15 protein-coding genes and 1 pseudogene are annotated in these 16,538 nt (G+C 68.8%); 10 read left to right on the top strand and 6 right to left on the bottom strand.

What is annotated here, in order from left to right:
• From VLF18_RS08510 to VLF18_RS08500, 3 genes are all read left to right on the top strand, one after another.
• Nucleotides 1-1,636, top strand: a 1,636-nt coding sequence (locus VLF18_RS08510) for a hypothetical protein (RefSeq protein WP_325279197.1), incomplete at its 5' end; no start/stop codon positions are given.
• A gap of 39 nt (nt 1,637-1,675) precedes the next feature.
• Entirely contained in the window at nt 1,676-1,879 is a 204-nt protein-coding gene (locus VLF18_RS08505; protein ID WP_325279198.1) for a hypothetical protein, read from the top strand.
• Between the two features lie 127 nt (nt 1,880-2,006).
• Nucleotides 2,007-2,924, top strand: coding sequence for a Ku protein (locus VLF18_RS08500; protein ID WP_325279196.1), 918 nt, complete (start codon nt 2,007-2,009; stop codon nt 2,922-2,924).
• Between the two features lie 137 nt (nt 2,925-3,061).
• Here the strand turns inward: VLF18_RS08500 and VLF18_RS08495 are convergent, their stop codons facing one another.
• Together VLF18_RS08495 and VLF18_RS08490 are read right to left on the bottom strand one after the other, a co-directional pair.
• Nucleotides 3,062-4,561: a UDP-N-acetylmuramoyl-L-alanyl-D-glutamate--2,6-diaminopimelate ligase gene (locus VLF18_RS08495; protein WP_325279195.1), complete on the bottom strand. Its 1,500-nt coding sequence runs from the start codon at nt 4,559-4,561 to the stop codon at nt 3,062-3,064.
• A gap of 194 nt (nt 4,562-4,755) precedes the next feature.
• Nucleotides 4,756-4,977, bottom strand: coding sequence for a hypothetical protein (locus VLF18_RS08490; RefSeq protein ID WP_325279194.1), 222 nt, complete (start codon nt 4,975-4,977; stop codon nt 4,756-4,758).
• A gap of 238 nt (nt 4,978-5,215) precedes the next feature.
• On the opposite strand from VLF18_RS08490, the gene VLF18_RS08485 reads away from it, so the two are divergent.
• Nucleotides 5,216-6,259 (top strand): DNA topoisomerase IB, encoded by a 1,044-nt coding sequence (locus tag VLF18_RS08485; RefSeq protein ID WP_325279193.1) that lies wholly within the window; start codon nt 5,216-5,218, stop codon nt 6,257-6,259.
• 495 nt (nt 6,260-6,754) lie between these two features.
• Nucleotides 6,755-7,675 (top strand): LysR family transcriptional regulator, encoded by a 921-nt coding sequence (locus VLF18_RS08480; RefSeq protein WP_325279192.1) that lies wholly within the window; start codon nt 6,755-6,757, stop codon nt 7,673-7,675.
• Between the two features lie 45 nt (nt 7,676-7,720).
• Here VLF18_RS08480 and VLF18_RS08475 read toward each other — a convergent pair whose 3' ends face one another.
• From VLF18_RS08475 to VLF18_RS08465, 3 genes are all read right to left on the bottom strand, one after another.
• Nucleotides 7,721-8,713: a hypothetical protein gene (locus VLF18_RS08475; protein WP_325279191.1), complete on the bottom strand. Its 993-nt coding sequence runs from the start codon at nt 8,711-8,713 to the stop codon at nt 7,721-7,723.
• Nucleotides 8,714-8,938: 225 nt separating this feature from the next.
• Nucleotides 8,939-9,295 (bottom strand): DUF1428 domain-containing protein, encoded by a 357-nt coding sequence (locus VLF18_RS08470; RefSeq protein WP_325279190.1) that lies wholly within the window; start codon nt 9,293-9,295, stop codon nt 8,939-8,941.
• Nucleotides 9,296-9,494: 199 nt separating this feature from the next.
• Nucleotides 9,495-10,103: an FMN-dependent NADH-azoreductase gene (locus tag VLF18_RS08465; RefSeq protein ID WP_325279189.1), complete on the bottom strand. Its 609-nt coding sequence runs from the start codon at nt 10,101-10,103 to the stop codon at nt 9,495-9,497.
• A 108-nt stretch (nt 10,104-10,211) separates the two neighbouring features.
• Between VLF18_RS08465 and VLF18_RS08460 the strand changes: the two genes are divergently transcribed.
• Nucleotides 10,212-11,156, top strand: coding sequence for a LysR substrate-binding domain-containing protein (locus VLF18_RS08460; RefSeq protein WP_325279188.1), 945 nt, complete (start codon nt 10,212-10,214; stop codon nt 11,154-11,156).
• A gap of 291 nt (nt 11,157-11,447) precedes the next feature.
• Here VLF18_RS08460 and pgm read toward each other — a convergent pair whose 3' ends face one another.
• Nucleotides 11,448-13,115, bottom strand: a complete 1,668-nt coding sequence (gene pgm, locus VLF18_RS08455) for a phosphoglucomutase (alpha-D-glucose-1,6-bisphosphate-dependent) (RefSeq protein WP_325279187.1) — start codon at nt 13,113-13,115, stop codon at nt 11,448-11,450.
• A gap of 158 nt (nt 13,116-13,273) precedes the next feature.
• Between pgm and puuE the strand changes: the two genes are divergently transcribed.
• The 4 genes and pseudogenes from puuE to VLF18_RS08435 form a co-directional block, all read left to right on the top strand.
• Nucleotides 13,274-14,212 (top strand): allantoinase PuuE, encoded by a 939-nt coding sequence (puuE, locus tag VLF18_RS08450; protein ID WP_325279186.1) that lies wholly within the window; start codon nt 13,274-13,276, stop codon nt 14,210-14,212.
• Entirely contained in the window at nt 14,209-14,727 is a 519-nt protein-coding gene (gene uraD / locus VLF18_RS08445) for a 2-oxo-4-hydroxy-4-carboxy-5-ureidoimidazoline decarboxylase (protein WP_325279185.1), read from the top strand. The genes puuE and uraD overlap by 4 nt, the downstream gene beginning before the upstream one ends.
• Before the next feature lie 189 nt (nt 14,728-14,916).
• A complete protein-coding gene (locus VLF18_RS08440; protein WP_325279184.1) occupies nt 14,917-16,224 on the top strand; it encodes a hypothetical protein in 1,308 nt (435 codons plus the stop codon).
• 65 nt (nt 16,225-16,289) lie between these two features.
• Nucleotides 16,290-16,538, top strand: a pseudogene (locus VLF18_RS08435) (allantoicase); the annotation flags it as partial.

Raw genomic sequence — 16,538 nt, 5'->3', positions numbered from 1 at the left:
GCCGCTGATCGGGCGCCAGCCGTATCAGCTGACGCTGCCGCCCTATGGCTTCGTCGCGCTGGAACTCGCCGGGCGCGACCGCTTGCCCGACTGGTATCACCCCGAGCCCGAGCCGCTGCCCGAACTGCCGACGCTCGTACTGCGCCGCGACCTCGCCGAGGAAATCGCCGAGAAATACCGCGCGCGACTGCAGGACGAACTGCTGCCGGCCTGGCTGCCGCGCCGCGGCGGCAGCGGCGGACGGATCAGCGGCGTCTTCGCCGCGGCGCCGGGCAGCGGCGACAGCGCGCTGCTCCAGCTCGACAACGCCGACGGCCGCGAACTGCTGCCGCTCGCGATCGCCTGGGAAGGCCGCGACGGCGATGCCGGCGCGCTGCCGCATGCGCTGGCCCGCGCACGCCGCGGCGCGCGCGTCGGCCTGCTCAGCGACGGCCTCTCGGCGCGCCCGCTGCTCGAAGCCTGGCGCGACGCGTGGAGCGTGCAGACCACGTGGCAATCCGGCGGCGCGACGCTGCGCTTCCTGCGCAGCCCGGGCGTCGCCGCGCTGCCGCCCGCGCGCGGGCGCGAAGTCGCCCTGCTCGCGAGCGCGAACGGCATCCAGCGCGCACGGCTCGACGCGGCGCTCGCGATCAGTGTCGCCCACGGCAGCCTCGATCGCCTCGCCGGACCGCTGCTGATTGCGCAGGGTCTCGTCGCCGCCGGCTACGGCAACGTCGCGCCGCTCGTCGGCACCGCGTCGATCGACGACGGCGCAACGCCGCGCGTGTTCGCGCTCGCGCACGAATGGCCGGCCAACCAGGGCAATCTGCAGGACTGGACGCTGAGCTTCCTGCGCCGCAGCCTGCACGAATACCGAGCGACCGGCCCGGATCGCCAGCGCGATCTCGTGCAGGCCTGCAGGCCGCTCGCGCAGCGCCTCGGCCAGCGGCTCGGCGAACTGCATTGCGCGCTCGCGACGCTCGGCACCGGCGGCACGCTCGGCGCGGACTGGTTGCGCGGCGTGCTCAGCGACACGCTGCGCGGCTTCCGTGCACAGGCCGCCACGCTGCGCGCCGAACTCGACCTGCCGCTCGAACGGGTGCAGGCCACTGCCCGGCGCATCCGCAGCCTCGACGATTCGCTGAGCCGCACCGACGCCGGCCTCGCGCAGCGCGTGCACGGACAGCTGTCGCTCACGCAGGTGCTGCTCGTCACCGGCGACGTCTGCTTCGTCGATTTCGCCGATCCGCCGGCAGTGCTCGCCGAAAGCGGCACGACGCGCGGCTGCCGCCTCGCCGATCTCGCCGGCATCCTGCATGCGATCGATCACGTCACCGCCATCGTCGCCGCCGAGTTCGACGCCGACGACGCCGCGGCCGTCGAATTCACGCAGGCCTTCCACGCGCAGGCGCGCGAAGCGCTGCTCGCCGGTTATTTCCGCGCGTGCCCGAATGCCGGCGAGCCCATCGAACCGCGCGTGCGCCGCCATCTGCTGCGCCTGCTGCAGGCCTGGCACGCGGTGCGCGAACTCGGCCAGGCGCGCCGGCGCGAATCGCTGCAGGGCGGCTGGGCCGCGCTGCGCAGCGCACTGAACCTGTCGCCGCGCACCGACCGGCTGAACCGAACCGAAGCCACCGCTGCACCGATGGCACGATGACTGCAGCGGCTGTCGCATCACAGCCCGGAGTATTCCGCGATGCCGAACCGACAGACCCGAGCCCGCGACGCCAAGGATCCGCCGGCGCCCGGCAGCAAGCCCGTCGCCGAGCCGCGCACGCAGAAAAAGGCGCGCAAGGCCCACGCCGACGACAACCTCGACAAGGCCCTGCGCGAGACATTCCCGGCCAGCGACCCGATCTCGCCGTTCGTGCCGGCGGTGCCGCGGACGAAGAAGCATTAGAGCTCGGCTGGAAAACAGCGAGTAGCAGGTAGCGACTGGAGAAAGCGTCCCCGCGCGGCGGATACGCTGCTTTTCCACTAGTTACTACCTACCTTCCTCTATTTATTCGCAACTTCCGGTACCGCCCATGCCACGCCCTATCTGGAACGGAACCATCTCCTTCGGCCTGCTGCAGGTGCCGGTGCAGCTGATGCCCGGCGAGCGCAGCACGGACCTGCATTTCCGCATGCTCGACGGCCGCACGAAGTCGCCGATCCGCTACGAGCGCGTCAACAGCGAGACCGGCGAGGAAGTGCCCTGGAAGGACATCGTCAAGGCCTATGAATACGCCAAGGGCAGCTACGCCGTCATCGACGAGAAGGAGCTCAAGCGCGTCGCGCCGGAGTCGACCGAGACCGTCGACATCGAGAGCTTCGTCGACGCCGACGCGATCGACGAGCGCTATTTCGAGAAACCCTACATCCTCGTGCCCGGCAAGCGCGCGAGCAAGGGCTACGTGCTGCTGCGCGAAACGCTGAAGAAGACGCGCAAGGTCGGCATCGCGAAACTCGTCATTCGCACGCGCCAGTACCTCGCGATGCTCAAGCCGCAGGACCGCGCGCTCGTGCTGATCCTGCTGCGCTTTCCGCAGGAAATCGTCGACACCGGCGACTACGACCTGCCCAGGAGCGGCGCGGCGGGCGAACGCATCAGCGCGCGCGAACTGGAGATGGCGGCAAAGCTCGTCGAATCGATGAGTGCCGCCTGGAAGCCCGAGGACTACAAGGACGACTTCCGCGACAAGCTGCGCAAGGTCGTCGAGGCGAGCATCAAGAAGGGACGCGGCCGCAAGGCGGCGCCGAAGCTCGAACCGCTGGAGACCGCGCGCGAGGCGTCGACGAACGTTGTCGACTTCATGGCGCTGCTGGAGAAGAGCGTCGCGAGCGGACGGCGCACGAAGCCCGCGGGCGAGACGGCGAAGAAAGCGGCGAAGCGACCGGCGCGCAAGAAGGCTGCGGCGAAGAAGACGGCGGCGAAGACCGCGCGGAAGCGCAAGGCGTCCTGACCCGGCTCCTCGATTGCGTCGATCGGGCTGCCGTTCTGCTGCAATCGCCCCCATCCCCATCCATGGCCGCCGTTCGAACGGCCGGTTTCTACCCACCTGCGAAAAGCAAAAAGACCGGCTTCCGCTCTAACGATTCCCTACTCCCGGTTCCCGCCCCCCAGCACCTGCCCCGCAATCTCCGACGCCACGAGCCGGTCGTCGAACGCGATGCGCCGCTCCACGCCGCCGACATCGGCGCTGAGCACCGTCTCGGCGCCGCGACCGGCGATGAGCACGGTGTCGCCGGGCTGCGCGAGGCTCAGCGCGAGGCCGATCGCCGCACGGCGCTCGTCGACGATCTGCACGCGCGCGCTGCAGGCGGCGTCGACGCCGGCGAGGATGTCGGCGGCGATTCCGGAAAATGCCTCGCCGCGGAAATTGTCGGGCGTCACGACGACGATGTCGGCGCGCTCGGCGGCGATGCGTCCCATGACCGGGCGCTTGGTCGCATCGCGTCTGCCGCCGCAGCCGAACACGCAGATCAGGCGTCCCGGCGTCAGTGGCCGCAACGTATCGAGCACGACCTCCAGCGCGCCCGGCTTGTGCGCGAAGTCGACGACGACGGAAACCTCGCCGCGGTGCGCGACGCGCTCCATGCGACCGGGTACCGGCTGCATGGCAGCCAGACCCTGTTCGATCGCCGCGCGCGGCACGCCGAGTTCGTGCGCGAGCGCGACCGCGCCCAGAATGTTCTCGACGTTGAACCGGCCGATCAGCGGCGATGCGACGGTCGCGACGACATTGCCGCCGGCGCTGATGTCGCCGGCGATGCCGGCGGCAGTGACGGCGAGCGCTGCGCCGTCGAGCACGCGCAGCGGCGAGACCGCGCCGAAGGCCAGCGGCGGCGCGTCGGGAAAATGCGCCGAGCGTTCGAGCTGTGACTGCAGCCGCGCGCCATGGGCGTCGTCGACGTTGATCGCCGCGCGCGGCGCCTTGCCGCGGCGCCGCGACTCATCGACGTATTCGGTGAACAGCCGCGCCTTCGCGGCAAAGTAGTTGTCCATGGTCTCGTGCAGGTCGAGGTGCTCGACCGAGAGATTCGTGAAGACCATGCCGTCGAACGCGACGCCGAGCGTGCGTTCCTGTTCGAGCGCATGCGAGGACACTTCCATCGCGAGCGCCGTGCAGCCCGCATCGCGCATTTCCCGCAGCGTGCGATGCAGCACGAACGTGCTCGGCGTCGTGTTCGGCGACGGCAGGATACGTCCCGCATGCCGCATGTTCTCGGTGCCGATCACGCCGACCGAGTGTCCGGCCGCGGCCAGCAGGCTTTCGAGCAGATACGTCGTCGTGGTCTTGCCGCAGGTCCCGGTGACGCCGACGAGCAGCAGTTCCGCGCCGGGATCGCCGTAGAACGCGCGTGCGAGTTCGGCGGCCGCGGCGCGCCGGTTCGCGACGCGGATGCTCGGCACGTCCGCGTCGAGCACGTCCTCGCTGACGATCAGCGCCGCGCCGATCTCCAGCGCGCGCGCGAGGAATTCGTCTTTCTGCGCCCGGCCGCCGCCATGGACGAATACGCCGCCGGCCACGAGGTCGCGCGTATCGTCGGTCACGATCGGATAGCGGCGGATGTCGGCGACGAGATCTTCGAAGGTCATGGCGGGTCCGTGCGGGATGCGGGAGCGCGCCAGCCTGCACGACCGCGCGGGCGTGAGCCGGGCGGGATCGTGGCGAAACGAGGGCCGGCTCGCGGCGCGGGATCATCGCACCGGCCGCGGGCGGGAGTGAAGAGGAACAGGAAAACGAGCGCCCAGTGCCTACGCTTTCCCGCTCCTCCGACGATCGACCGCCATCACACCAGAATCGAAAACCAGTCGCCGCTGCTCGACTCGACGAGCGACCGCGCGTCCATCGTGCTGAAGGAATACCAGCGGCCTTCCGCGTCGCGCGCCCAGCGCAGCGGCTCGGCCGGCGCAGGGCCCGCGTCGCAGAGCCGCGGTTCGCAGTACACATCGAGTTCGCGCATCTCGCCGCGCGACGCGCGTACCAGCAGCTTCGTGGTCTTGTGATTCATGGCCGGCTCCCTGCCGTTTCGGTTTGCGCAAGCTGCCGCAGGAGTCGTGCCGCTGCGCTTCCTTCGCCAACACATTGAATCCAGTCGTGACGCGTTGCAGCGACGCCGCGCCGATTGCAAGCCGCGTTCGCGCGCAGATTGCAGACTGCCCGAAACGTCGCCGGAAACCGCGTCCTTGTGCCCTATCGCACGCTGGCGCGAACGCTGCAAAGTGCCGCCGAAAGCCGCCGGAGAACCAATGCCCGCTGCCCGTCCGACACGCCCCCGCCTGCCCGCGAGCCTGCGTTACGTCAGCGACGCGGCGCCCGGCATTCGCCGCCGCCGCCGCGGCAGCGCCTTCGTGTATCTGCACCCGGGCGGCCGCCGCATCGACGATCCGCGCGTGCTCGAACGCATCCGCAAGCTCGCGATACCGCCGGCCTATCGCGACGTCTGGATATGCCTGCGGGCCGACGGCCACCTGCAGGCGACCGGCCGCGATGCGCGCGGGCGCAAGCAGTACCGCTACCACGCCCACTTCCGCGCATTCCGGGAAAACCATAAATATGCACTCCTTGCCGACTTCGCCGCGGCGCTGCCGCGGCTGCGCCGGCGCGTGCAGGACTGCCTCAAGTCCACGCAACTGACGCGCGACAGGGTCGTCGCCGCCGTGGTGAGCCTGCTCGACCGGACCCTGATCCGCGTCGGCAACGAGGAATACGCGCGCAGCAACAGCTCCTACGGCCTGACCACGCTGCGCGACCGGCACGCGCGAGTCAGTACGCGCCGCATCGCGCTGCGCTTTCGCGGCAAGACCGGCAAGCCGCATCACGTCGTGCTGTCCGACGCGCGTCTCGCTCGCATCGTGCGGCGCTGCCAGGAACTGCCCGGCCAGTTGCTGTTCCAGTACGTAGGCTCCGACGGCCGGCCGCACCCGCTGCGCTCTACCGACGTCAATGCGTTTCTCGCCGAACACACCGGCCTCGCGCTGACCGCGCGCACGTTCCGTACCTGGGGCGCGACCGCGGCGCTGGTCCGCGCCTGGCAGGATTCGCTCGCCGAGGCGCCCGATCTCGCGGCGACGCCGCGCCTCAAGGAATGCATCGCCCGCGTCGCGTCACGGCTCGGCAACACGGCCGCGGTCTGCCGCAATTCCTATCTCGATCCGCGCGTCGTCGATGCGCTGGTTTCCGGCGGCTGGGAACCCTGCGACACGCGCTATACGCAGACGCTGCGCGGCCTGAACTGGGAAGAGCGTTGCGTGCGCGCACTGATCACCAAGGCAATTCGCAGGGCGCAATAGCGCGGCACATCGCGCCATGACGCAGGATCGGTTTCATGGGAACTCCCGCGGGCTGGTCGGAATCGTGTAGTTGCCGGCGTGCGCCGGCCGCTTGGCGGGCGACGTACGAACGCGTACGTGGGCTGCGCGATTTCGGCAGCCTCACTCGTTCCCTGTTGTACGGAGGCCGGTCGTTTCGCGGGCGAATAACAGTGCCTGCGCATGCTGTTCAACGAAAAAAAATAAACCGCAAAAAAACGAAAATACACGCCTGTGCAGGGACATTTATGTACCCATGCGCGACCCACAAGGCCAAAAAATGCGGTAGCTTTGGCACACAGCAGTAACGAGCCGGCAACGTTGATTCGTTTTTAGCACCGTCGAAACAATTCGCCGCGGATCGTTTCCGGAACACGCGGCGAGACGACGACAGCACGCCGCCCCTCGACTTCTGCTCCGGCCGCGAGCACGGAATGGCGCGCAGCCGTTTCCACACCGACAAGGAAGCCTGATTTCATGGATCGATTCGACTCGCTACGCCTGTTCACGCGCATCGTGGAACTGGGCAGCTTCACGCGTGCGGCCGGTGAACTCGGCGTGCCGCGCGCGAGCGCGACGCACGCGATCAAGGCGCTCGAACAGCGGCTCGGCGCACGCCTGCTCGAACGCACGACGCGTCAGGTGCGCGTCACCGCGGACGGCCGCGTCTACTACGACTGCTGCGCGCATCTGCTCGCGGAACTCGACGATGTCGAAGCGAGCCTGTCCAACACGCTGCGCGAAGCGCGCGGCGTGCTGCGCATCGATCTGCGCGGCCGCATCGCCGCCCAGCTGCTGCTGCCGCGGATCGACGCGTTCTGCAGCCGCTATCCGCACGTCGATCTCGTGGTCAGCAACGGCGAGCGGTTGTCCGACCTGATGCGCGACGGCGTCGACTGCGTCGTGCGCGCCGGCGAAGCGTCCGAGCAGTCCATGACGGCACGCCGGCTCGTCGATCTGCCGCAGCTCGTCTGCGCGAGTCCCGACTATGTCGGCCGGCACGGCCTGCCGGCGCACGCGCACGAACTCGCGGACCACGTCGGCGTCGGCTGGCTGCTGCGGCAGCGCGACAACGAGGCGCGGCTGCGCCTCGATACCGGCGACGGCCTGCGCGACTACCGCCTGCGCAGCCGGGTCGGCGTCAGCGACGACGAGAGCTACCTGCTCTGCGGGCTGCGCGGGTGCGGCCTGATCCAGCTGACGCGGCTGCAGGCCGCGCCTTTTCTGCACGACGGCAGCCTCGTCGAGGTACTCGCCGCCTGCGCGTCGCCGACGGTGCCGGTATCGCTGCTGCATCCTTCGACGCGGCGCCTTGCGCCGGCCGCGCAGGCCTTCGTCGAATGGGCGGTCGCGGTCGGTGCGGCCTGCGGCGAAGACCGTGCGGGCCGCGGCAACTGACGGCGCGCCGGCCGTCGGACGCGAGCGCGTGCCGACCGCGCATGGTCAGGCGTCGAAGCCGAGAAATCCGAGCAGTTGCGCGTCGCTGACCGCGGCCGGATTCGACAGGTCGGCGCCGGCGAGTTCCGGCGGTACGGCCGGCCGGCGCAGGCGGAAGAATTCGACGCGCAGCAGCAGGTCGGGATCGGCCGGTGCGTTCGGGTTGTTGCAGGCATGGAGCAGGATCTGCACGTTGTGCTGTTCGAACGTACAGGTGCCGACGGTCGCGTAGTCGGTGTAGGCGACGAGGCCGAGCTGCAGCGTCTCGGGAAAATCGGCACGCCGAAAGCGGCGCAGCACGCGCCAGGCGCCCGGCGGCTCGACCGGCTGCACGAGCGCGATCACGTGCTCGCCGATGCGCGCGAGCCGGAGGTTCGCCGTGCTCGTGTTCGCCGCGGAGATCAGCCGCACCGACCAGCTCGTCGGCTCGCCCGGCAGCGCCGCGCGCGTGGTCTTGTCCTCGAACTGATAGACGCCCGGCAGATCGGCCGAACCCATCGACAGGAACACGTAGCGCTCGCCGCCGCGCTGCCAGTTCGCATTGCCGGCCTCGACATCAGCCCGCGGCGCGCGCGCCATGATGCCGCCGAGCGAATATTCGGTCTCGACCGCGCCGCCATGCGTGCTGCCCGGCGCGCCGGTGCCCGCGGTGTTGCGCGGCCGCACGCGCGCCGTCGCGACGAAATCGCCGGGCACGCGCTGGAACGTGAGTTCGCCGCGATAGTCCTGCCACCAGCCCGAGCTGTGCGGCCGCATGACCAGCGCGCCGCCGTCGGTCTGCGGCTCGATCGCGAGGTATTGCAGCTGATCGACGGGCCAGTGCTCGACCTGCCAATGCCGCGTCCACTGCGTCAGCGTGACCGGATCGTCGAACTCGTCGCCGAGCCAGTCGATGCGCGTGTTCTGCGGCGCTTCGAAATCGGCGACGAAAATGCCGTGCTCGGCCTGTGCGGCGCAAACGGCGGCGAGCAGCAATAACGACAGCGCAAGACGTGACATCGCAGATCCCCCCGGTCGGCAGCGCAACTGCCGACGCATCCCGGGGACGATTCTTCCCGCGGTTTGCGCCGTCTGCAGCATCGCGCCTGCGAACGGCGCGTTTGTGCTGACGAACGGGAAACGGAGGGGGCGGGGATCAGGGAGCGGGAGAAGCGTGAAGAGGAGTGAGAAACGAGTGGGACAGGCGCTGCCGTTCACTCGTTTCACACCCCTCGCCACTGCTCTTCAGAACGTCACGATTTCCTTGAATCCGCCAAAGAACATGCGTTTGGCGTCGAACGGCATGCTGCTCGGATCATCCATCTTCAGGCGCGGATCGGACATGACGAGCTTGTTGATGCGGTCGCGGTCGCGGCGCGACTTGTAGACGATCCACGAAAACAGCACGGTCTCGTCGTCCTTGAGCTTCACGGCCTGCGGAAACGAAGTGACCTTGCCGGGCTTGACGTCATCGGCGACGCACTCGTGATACGACAGCGCGCCGTGTTCCATCCAGATCTTGCCGGCCTTGCGCGCGAGCTTCTTGTACGCGGCGAGGTTGGCTTTCGGTACGGGTACGACGAATCCATCGATGTAGCTCATACGACCTCCGGTTCGTTACGCGTCATGCGCATTGCGTACATAACCGGCGTGCGTCGCATGATGCAAGCCCAGCAGCGGGAGTGGTACACAAAAGCAACAGAGGAACCGGAGGGTCGTGGTTAGGAACCAGAGAAAGCCGTCGCGCACGCTGCCCCTGCCCTCCGGTTCCTAAACATGCCCTCCAGATTTCTGCTCTTGTTCACGCGGCACGCGCAAGCGCTTCGCTGCCGATCCGCTCATGCGCGGCGGCCATCGACGCCGCGCGCTGTTCGGCGCTGATGCCGACGCCTTCGGCGCGGATGAAGCGGATGTCGCGGATGCCGAGGAAACCGAACAGCTGGCGCAGATAGCTCTCCTGGAAGTCCGCCGCCTGCAACGCCGTGTCCGCATAGAAGCCGCCACGGCCCGACAGCACGATCACGCGCTTGCCGACCGCGAGACCCTCGGGCCCCTGCGCCGTGTAGCGGAACGTGCGGCCGGCGACGGCGATGCGGTCGATCCAGGCCTTGAGCTGACTCGGCACACCGAAGTTGTACATCGGCGCACCGACGACGAGGACGTCGGCGTCGAGGAATTCCTGCAGCGCGGTTTCGTTGCGCTCGACCTCGGCACGCCGTTCCGGCGCCAGCGCATCGACGGCGTCGCGCGGCAGCGGCGTCCAGTGCGGCAGCGGGTCGGCGGCCAGGTCGCGGTAGGTGACCTCGATCTCGGGGTGCTCGCGACGGTACTGCGCCACGACCGCGGCCGTCAGTTCGCGCGTGACCGAATGCGTACCGAGCGGACTGGAATCGAGCTGCAGCAGTTTCATGGGTGTCTCCGGTTGATCGGCGGATGCCGTGCGAGAGATGCTATGGACGGCCACAATCCCCCGGTAGTCCGCCGAAATCGGACTCATCGTCCTACTGGCAGAACGATCATGCGCGACCTGAATGACCTCGCCTTCTTCGCCGCCGTTGCCGAGCACGGCGGCTTCGCCGCCGCCGGGCGCGCCCTCGGCATTCCCAAATCGCGCCTGAGCCGGCGCATGGCGCAGCTCGAGGACGACCTCGGCGTGCGCCTGGTGCAGCGCTCCACGCGCCGGTTCGCCGTGACCGAGATCGGCCGGCAGTTTCTCGTCCACTGCCGGGCGATGCTCGCGGAGGCGAAGGCGGCGGAAGAAGCCGTCGCGACGCAGCGCGCCGAGCCTCGCGGCATGGTACGGATCGCCGCGCCGGTCGAGCTCGCCCAGAACCTCGTCGCCAGCTGCCTGCCGCGCTTCCTCGCCGCCTATCCGCGCGTGCGCGTGCAGTTCCTCGTGTCGAACCGGCGCTTCGACCTGCTCAACGAAAACGTCGACATCGCGCTCCGCGTGCGCCCGGCGCCGGACATGGATCCGGAACTCGTGACGCGGCGGATCGGACGCGCGCAGAAAGTCATGGTCGCCGCGCCTGCCTATCTCGATGCGCGCGGGCGGCCGCGGCATCCGGACGATCTGGCGGCGCACGACACGCTGAGCCTCGTCGAAATGGAAACCGTACAGAACTGGACATTTTTCCCGGCCGCGGGCGGCGAACCGGTTCGCGTCGAGGTGGAGCCGCGGCTGCTCTGCGGCGAGTTCAACGTGCTGATGCAGGCCACGCTGGCCGGCAGCGGCATCTGCGGCCTGCCCGCGACGATGTGCGGGCCGCACGTCGTCGACGGCCTGTTCGAACACGTGCTGCCCGACTGGCAGGCCGGCGAATCGGTGATACACCTCGTCTATCCATCGCGACGCGGCCAGCTGCCGGCCGTGCGCGCGCTCGTGGAATTCCTCGTCGAGCACCTGCCGCCGATCGTCGACGCGCGCGATGCCGAGGCCGGCTGTCCGGTGCAGCCGCGCTGAGACGCCGGGCATCGACAAGTCGCTGATATTTCTATAAAACATTGCGGATTGTATTTTGCGCCAGCCTCCAGGGATGCGCCGGCCGACCGGCGCACGGGCTCGTCGCCCACCTGATCGCACGCGCCGAGGAATCGCAGACCGGCATCCGCGCCTGGCCCGCGTATCAGGCGGCGGTCGCGTCGCCGTGACGGGCCGCCGGAAACAGGAACAAGAGGAAATAGAGAAATAGGGATCAGTGGACAGGAACTGGAGAAAGCGTCACCGCCTTCTCTCGTTTCTGCCTGCTCCCCTCTAGTTTTCCCCCAGCGTCGCGTCCACGACCGCCTGTGCCTCGGCGAGTATCTGCTGCAGGTGGTCTTCGCCGCGGAAACTCTCGGCGTAGATCTTGTAGATCGCCTCGGTGCCCGACGGGCGCGCGGCGAACCAGCCGTTCGCGCAGACGACCTTGATCCCGCCTATGCCGGCGCCGTTGCCGGGCGCCTTGTCGAGGACCTGCAGCACGGGCTCGCCGGCGACGTCGCGCGCGGTGATCTGGGCCGGCGCGAGTTTCGAGAGTTTCTTCTTCTGCTCGGGCGTTGCCGGCGCATCCTTGCGGCTGCTGTGCGGTTCGCCGAGTTCGGCGCAGAGTTCGCGATAGCGTTCGTACGGATCCCGGCCGAGACGCGCGGTGATTTCCGCCGACAGCAGCGCCGGCGCGAGGCCGTCTTTGTCGGTGCTCCAGACGCGTCCGTCGCGGCGCAGGAACGAGGCGCCCGCGCTTTCCTCGGCGCCGAAGCCGAGCGTGCCGCCGCAGAGCCCGTCGACGAACCATTTGAAACCGACCGGCGTCTCGACGAGCGGACGGTTCAGCCGCGCGGCGACGCGGTCGATCAGCGCGCTCGACACCAGCGTCTTGCCGACGCCGGCCGCGGCGTTCCAATGTGGCCGGTGAGTAAAAAGATAATCCGCCATCACGGCGAGATAGTTGTTCGGCAGCATCAGGCCGCCGGTCTTCGTGACGATGCCGTGGCGATCGTGATCGGGATCGCAGGCGAACGCGACGTCGAAGCGTTCGCGCAGCGCGATCAGGCTCTGCATCGCTGGCGGCGAGGACGGATCCATGCGGATCTTTCCGTCCCAGTCCAGCGTCATGAAGCCGAACTGCGGATCGATGCGCGTGTTCACGACATCGAGCGCAAGATCGTGATCGACCGCAATGCGCTGCCAGTAACGCAGCCCTGCCCCGCCGAGCGGATCGACGCCGAGCCGGATGCCGCTCGCGCGGATCGCGTCGAAGTCGATGACGTTCGCGAGATCGGCGACGTAGCTGCCGACGAAATCGTGTTCGCGCGTCGTCGCCGCCGCGCGTGCCTGCGCCAGCGGCAGGCGCCGCACGCCGGTCGGTCCCTCGCGCAGCAGCGCATTCGCGCGCTGCTCGATCGCGCCGGTCACGGACGTATCGGCCGGCCCGCCGTTGGTCGGGTTGTACTTGAAGCCGCCGTCGCGCGGCGGGTTGTGCGACGGCGTGATCACGATGCCGTCGGCGAGTCCCTGCGTGCGGCCGTGGTTGTGCACGAGGATCGCATGGGAGATCGCCGGCGTCGGCGTGAATTCGCCGCCTGCGGCGATGCGCACGTCCACGCCGTTCGCCGCGAGCACTTCGAGCGCGCTCTCGAACGCGGGCTGCGACAGCGCATGCGTGTCGATACCGAGGAACAGCGGACCGTCGACGCCCTGCGCGCGGCGGTAGTCGCAGATCGCCTGCGTGATGGCGAGCACGTGCGCTTCGTTGAACGTGGCATCGAACGAACAGCCGCGATGGCCCGAGGTGCCGAACGCGACGCATTGCGCCGGCTCGGACGGATCCGGGCGCCGGGCGTAATAGGCCTGCTGCAGCGCGGCCACGTCGATCAGTTGATCGGCCGGGGCAGGCTGGCCGGCCTGCAGCGGTGTCGAAGGATTCGGTGTCGGCGGATTCATCGAAACTCCTGGCGATACGACAGCCGCCGAGTGTGCCAAGCCCTTCGCCGCGGCCGCAACACGGCCGCATCGGAACCGGGCACGACATCATCGAATCCGCCCCTTGCCAGCCGCGCCGCCGAGCATCGACACTCGGCGCTTTGCCGCTGCGAGCGCGCATGACCGCCACCGACGCCTATCCTCGCGATCTGATCGGCTACGGCCGCACCCCGCCCCATGCCGACTGGCCCGGCAACGCGCGCGTCGCCGTGCAGTTCGTGCTCAACTACGAGGAAGGCGGCGAAAACTGCGTGCTGCACGGTGATGCCGGCAGCGAACAGTTCCTGTCCGAGATCATCGGCGCCGCGACGTATCCGGCGCGCCATCTCAGCATGGAATCGATCTACGAGTACGGCTCGCGCGTCGGCGTCTGGCGCATCCTGCGCGAGTTCGAGCGCCGCGGCCTGCCGCTGACCGTGTTCGGCGTCGCGATGGCGATGGAGCGCCATCCGGAATTCGTGCAGGCCTGTCTTGCGCAGGATCATGAAATCGCGAGCCACGGCTGGCGCTGGATCCATTACCAGAACGTCGACGAAACGGTCGAGCGCGAGCACCTCGAACGCGCCGTCGCGATCCAGCGCGCGTTGACCGGTGCCGCGCCGCTGGGCTGGTATACCGGCCGCGACAGCCCCAACACGCGCCGCCTCGTCGTCGAGCACGGCGGCTTCGTCTACGACTCGGACTACTACGGCGACGAGCTGCCGTTCTGGACGTCCGTGACGACGCGCGACGGCGCGACGAAACCGCACCTCGTCGTGCCCTATACGCTCGACACGAATGACATGCGCTTCGCGACGCCGCAGGGCTTCAACACCGCAACGCAGTTCTTCGACTATCTGCGCGACAGCTTCGACGTGCTCTATGCCGAAGGCGAAGAGTCGCCGCGCATGCTGTCGGTCGGCATGCATTGCCGCCTGCTCGGGCGGCCGGGGCGCTTCGCCGCGCTGCAGCGCTTTCTCGATCATCTGGAAAAACACGACCGCGTCTGGATCTGCCGGCGCATCGACATTGCACGCCACTGGCAGCAGCGCCATCCATACCGGGAGCCGACCGCATGACCCTCGACGAACTCAACGGCCTCGACCGCGACGGTTTCGTCGCGGCACTCGGCGCTGTCTACGAACACTCGCCCTGGGTCGCCGACGACGTCGCACCGCTGCGTCCGTTCGCGGGCATCGACGAACTGCATGCGGCGATGAGCAAGGCCGTCGTCGACGCCGGCGAAGACGCGCAGCTGACGCTGCTGCGCGCGCATCCGCAGCTCGCCGGCAAGGCCGCGCTGCGCGGCGAACTCACGGCCGACTCCACGCGCGAGCAGCACGGCGCGGGCCTCGACCAGTGCAGCCCCGAGGAATTCGCGCAGCTGCATGCGCTGAACGCGCAGTACGAGCAACGTTTCGGCTTTCCGTTCATCCTCGCCGTGCGCGGCCACACGCGCACGAGCATCCTCGCGAACCTCGCGGCGCGCATCGACAATCCGCGCGACGACGAATTCGCCGAAGCGCTGCATCAGGTCGACCGCATCGCGCGCTTCCGGCTGGAAGCCGTATTGAGCAACCGTAGGGCGCAATAACCGAAGGGCATTGCGCCAAGTCCGTTTGTGCGGCGGTCTTCAGGTTGTCGGCGTAACGCGTGGTCCCTTGGCGCAATCGGGGCGGTTGGCGCAAAGCCCTTCGGTTATTGCGCCCCACGACAGTTTTTTCTTCCCGACTCCGTCCTCCTGCACGCCACGCGCTCCGCGTCGCCTGCACGAGGACTCCCGATGAAAGCCGCTTCCCTGTTCGCCGCCGCGCTGTTCGCGGCGACTTCCGCCCTTGCCGCCGACGGCGATCCGGATTTCGCGTTTGCCGGCGGCGGCATCGCGACACGTGCGGTCACGGCGCCGCAGTACCAGCTCTACGAACCCGGCGGTGCGCTCGGCGACGACGGCAGCATCGTGCTGGCCGCGGTAACCGGCGCGACGCCGTTCAGCAGCGCGACGCGTTTCGCCGTGGCGAAGTTCCGCCATGACGGCCAGCCCGACGCGACGTTCGGCAGCGGCGGCATCGCCGAGATCGACTTCAGCGACGGCGCGGCGAACTATCCGGCCTATGCGCGCGCGGTCGCGCGGCTCGACGCCGGCCACTGGCTCGTCGCCGGCCGCATCGGGTCGGGTTTCGATCTGGGTCTTGCGCGACTGGCGGTCAACGGCCAGCTCGATGCGACCTACGGCAACGGCGGCCGCGCGCGCATCGACGTCGGCGGCCAGGACATCCTGCTCGATATGCAGATCGACGCGCAGCAGCGCGCGTGGCTTCTCGTCGATTCCAGCACCGACCAGCTCGTGCGCTTCACCGCCGCCGGCCAGCCCGACGCGGGTTTCGGCAACGGCGGCAAGCTTGCGCTGCCCGGCGACTTTTCGGTGCTCGGCTTCGCCCTCGATGCACAGGGCCGCATCCTGCTCGCCGGCATCCAGTTCGGCCAGACGATCTACAGCATGGCGGTGCGCCGCCTGCACGCCGACGGCAGCATCGACGCGACCTTCGGCGACAACGGCCTGCGCCTGATCGCGCCCGACGTGCGCGCCAACGCGCAGAAACTTCGCGTGCTTGCCGACGGACGCATCCTCGTCGCCGGCAACAGCAACGGCGGCGGCACCTGGACCGGCACGGCAACCGGCCGCATCACCGTCGCGCGGCTCACGCCCGATGGCCAGCTCGATACGAGCTACGGCACGGCCGGCATCCGCGTCGTCGACTTCGCCGGCGACGAACGCTCGAGCGCCTATCCGGATCTGCGCATCGCCCTCGCCGCCGACGGCAAGCTCACGCTCGCGCGTGCCGTCGTAGAGCCCGTGTCGGCACTGCGCATCGCGCGCCTGCTGCCGAACGGCCAGCCCGACACGACGTTCGCGCCGCAGGGCAAGCGCACCTTGCTGCAGCAGACCTACAGCACGCTCACGCTCGCCAACGTGCTCCTCGCGCCGCAGCGTCTCGTCGTTGCCGGCGTCTACAACCTCAACGACCAGCGCGTGTTCTACGCGACCGCGCTGCGCGACGGCGACGGAATCTTTCGCAGCGGCAACGAATAAGCTATCGACGTTTGCCGAGCCGCAAGGCAGGATCGGCGCACCGTTCCTGTCTCGAGGCCTGGCGCATGGCTGTTCCCGTCGTCGATCCGAACGCGCCCGAGTTCGCGCGCCGCTACGTCAATCTCGCCGACGCGCGCCTCGGTGCGGCGGCACTCGTCGCCAGCGACGATTTCTTCGCCGACAAGTCGCGCATGCTCAATCCCGAGCCGGCCGTGTTCGTGCCGGGCAAGTACGACGAGAACGGCAAGTGGATGGACGGCTGGGAGTCGCGGCGCAAGCGCGTCGCCGGCCATGACTGGTGCATCGTGCGGCTC

This window comes from Tahibacter sp. (genome assembly GCF_035481375.1).
GTDB lineage: Bacteria > Pseudomonadota > Gammaproteobacteria > Xanthomonadales > Rhodanobacteraceae > Tahibacter.
Note: the sequence above shows the minus strand (reverse complement) of the source record. Positions and strands in the feature narration are given on the sequence as shown.